This is a genomic window from Streptomyces sp. NPDC031426 (genome assembly GCF_055581585.1).
The window spans coordinates 1-3,076 of the sequence record NZ_JBVIJE010000094.1; the positions used below are offsets into that span (position 1 = coordinate 1).

Consider the following 3,076-nt stretch of genomic DNA (forward strand, 5'->3'; position numbering starts at 1 on the left):
GGCATCTGCACGAACTCACCCGCGAGTCGAACCTCTCGGCGTTCGTGCTGTTCTCCTCCTTCGCCGCCACCTTCGGCGCCCCCGGCCAGGGCAACCAGGCACCGGGCAACGCCTTCCTGGAGGCACTGGCCGAGCAGCGGCGGGCGGAGGGACTGACAGCCACCACGCTTGCCTGGGGACCGTGGGGCGACGGCAGTGCGGTCGCCGGCCCGGTGGGCGACCGTATGCGCCGGCACGGCATCCTGGAGATGGCGCCCGACCTCGCCGTCACGGCACTGGGCCACGCCCTCGATCGGGACGAGACGGCACTGACCGTCATCGACATGGAGTGGAAGCGCTTCGCGCTCGCCTTCACCGCGGACCGGTCGCGTCCCCTGCTTGACGACCTGCCGGAGGCCCGGGAAGTCATCGAGAACGCCCAACCCGACCACGCGGACGACCCCACGGGTGCGGTACCGCTCACCAAGCAGCTCGCGGGGCTGTCGGCCACCGAGCAGGAACGCCTGCTGCTGGACCTGGTGCGCGGCGCCGTCGCCGCCGTACTGGGGCATGCCGGCATCGACGCGGTGGAGGCCAACCGGGCCTTCAAGGAACTCGGCTTCGACTCGCTCACCGCAGTCGAACTGCGCAACCGGCTCGGCGCCGCGACCGGGCTGAAACTGCCGCCCACCCTGATCTTCGACCACCCGACGCCGTCCGCGGTGGCCGGATACCTGCGCGGCGAGGTGGTGCCGGAGGCGGACGGCGGCGCACCGGTGCTGGAAGAGCTCGACCGGCTTGAGTCGCTGCTCGCCGGCGCCAGCCCGGACAGCGTGACCAGGGCCCGTATCACCATGCGTCTGCAGTCGCTGCTGGGGAAGTGGAACGGCACCGACGCGCCGGCCGCCGAGGCCCCGTCCGCGCAGGGTGGTGGCATCAATGACGTGTCACAGCTTGAGGCGGCGAGCGACGAAGAACTCATCGCGTTCATCAACGAGGGCCTCGGCAGGGCCTGACTCGCATTTCACCAAGTATGGCCCGTGAGCATTGACGGATTTCCTCGGTGTCCGTCAGACTTCTCGGTCGAGAACCGCGGTGAAATTGATCCCGCGGTTCTTTTCCCGACCCTTCCGCGGGCCGGGACCTCATGCCCTCCCCCCTGTTCACCCCCGGTCGCTCAGGGGTGGGTAGGGGGCGGTCAGGGGTTGTCGAGGACATTTGGGCGACCATAGCCTGCCCACGAGAAGCGGGTTGAATCACTTCTCGGTCCGATTTATTTCTGGTTCCTTTTTCCGATGCCGTCTGCCGTAAATGGGTTGCGTTTAAATGGCGAATGAAGAGACGCTGCGGGACTACCTCAAGCTGGTGACGGCGGATCTGCATCAGACCCGTCAGCGCCTGCGTGAGGCCGAGGCGAAGAACCAGGACCCCATCGCCGTCGTGGCGATGAGTTGCCGCTACCCCGGCGGGGTCACCTCTCCAGAGGACCTGTGGCAGCTGGTGACCGACGAAGTGGACGTCGTCACGGAGTTTCCCGCCGACCGCGGCTGGGACCTCGACACCGTCTACCACCCCGACCCCGAGCACCCGGGCACCAGCTACGTCAAGCAGGGCGGGTTCGTCCGCGACATCGCCGGGTTCGACCCCAGCCCCTTCGGCATCAGTCCGCGTGAGGCGCTGTCCATGGACCCCCAGCAGCGGCTGCTGCTGGAGACGTCGTGGGAGGCGTTCGAACGCGCCGGCATCGACCCGACGACCCTGCGCGGCAAGCAAGTCGGCGTGTTCGTCGGCACCAGCAGCCACGACTACCTGACCGCGCTGCTGAGCTCGTCCGAGGATCTCGAGGGCTACCTGGGCACCGGCAACGCCGCCAGCGTCGCCTCCGGCCGGCTGTCGTACGCCTTCGGGCTCGAGGGGCCCGCCCTCACCGTCGACACCGCCTGCTCCTCGTCGCTGGTCGCCCTGCACCTGGCCGTCCAGGCGCTGCGCAACGGCGAGTGCTCGATGGCGCTGGCCGGCGGCGCGACCCTGATGTCGGCGCCGGGCACCTTCATCGACTACAGCAAGCAGCGCGGCCTGGCCATGGACGGCCGCTGCAAGGCCTTCTCCTCCGCAGCCGACGGCTTCTGCCTCGCCGAGGGCGTGGGCATCCTGCTGGTCGAACGGCTCTCCGACGCCCGTCGCAAGGGGCATCCGGTGCTGGCCGTGGTTCGCGGCACCGCTGTCAACCAGGACGGTGCCAGCAACGGACTCACGGCACCCAACGGTCCGTCCCAGCAGCGGGTCATCCTGCAGGCCCTGGCCAACGCACGGCTCACCCCGCAGGAGGTCGACGCCGTCGAGGCGCACGGCACCGGCACCGCACTCGGCGACCCGATCGAGGCCCAGGCCCTGATTGCCACCTACGGCCAGGACCGGCCGCAGGACCAGCCGCTCTGGCTCGGCTCACTGAAGACCAACATCGGGCACGCGCAGGCCGCCGCCGGCGTCGCCGGTGTCATCAAGTCGGTCATGGCACTGCGCAACGGCGTGCTGCCCAGGACGCTCCACCTGAACGAGCCGACGCCGCATGTCGACTGGTCCGCGGGCGAGGTGTCGCTGCTGTCCGAGGCGCGGGAGTGGCCGCGCACCGACCGCCCGCGGCGCATCGGCGTGTCGTCGTTCGGCATGAGCGGCACCAACGCCCACACCATTCTGGAAGAGGCCGAGGAGACCACCGGGACCGCGGCTCCGGCCGCCGATGGGGCGGGGCGCCTGCCGCACGTACCGGTGGTGCTGTCCGGCAAGGACGAGCCGGCGCTGCGCGCTCAGGCCGGCCGGCTCCGCGCTCACCTGGCAACCCGGCCGGAAGTGCCTCTCACCGACATCGCCTACTCCCAGGCCGTCAGCCGCCCCGCGCTCGACCGCCGGGCCGTGCTCGTCGCGAGCGACCGCGAGGAACTGCTGACCGGCCTCACCGCGCTGGCCGCCGGAGAGATGACGAGCGCATCGGAAGCGGCCACCGAGGGCAAGGTGGCGTTCCTGTTCTCGGGTCAGGGCAGCCAGCGCGCGGGCATGGGCCGTGAGCTGTACGAGACGTATCCGGCGTTCGCCGAGG

The 3,076-nt window shown here is 70.2% G+C and carries 2 protein-coding genes; both read left to right on the plus strand.

Annotation, left to right across the window (positions count from 1 at the left end; genetic code table 11):
- The coding region (locus ACZ5NH_RS45345; RefSeq protein ID WP_468784325.1) for an acyl carrier protein at nucleotides 1–995 on the plus strand (995 nt) is incomplete at its 5' end.
- Nucleotides 996–1,305: 310 nt separating this feature from the next.
- On the plus strand, nucleotides 1,306–3,076 hold a 1,771-nt coding region (locus tag ACZ5NH_RS45350), incomplete at its 3' end, for a type I polyketide synthase (protein WP_468784327.1).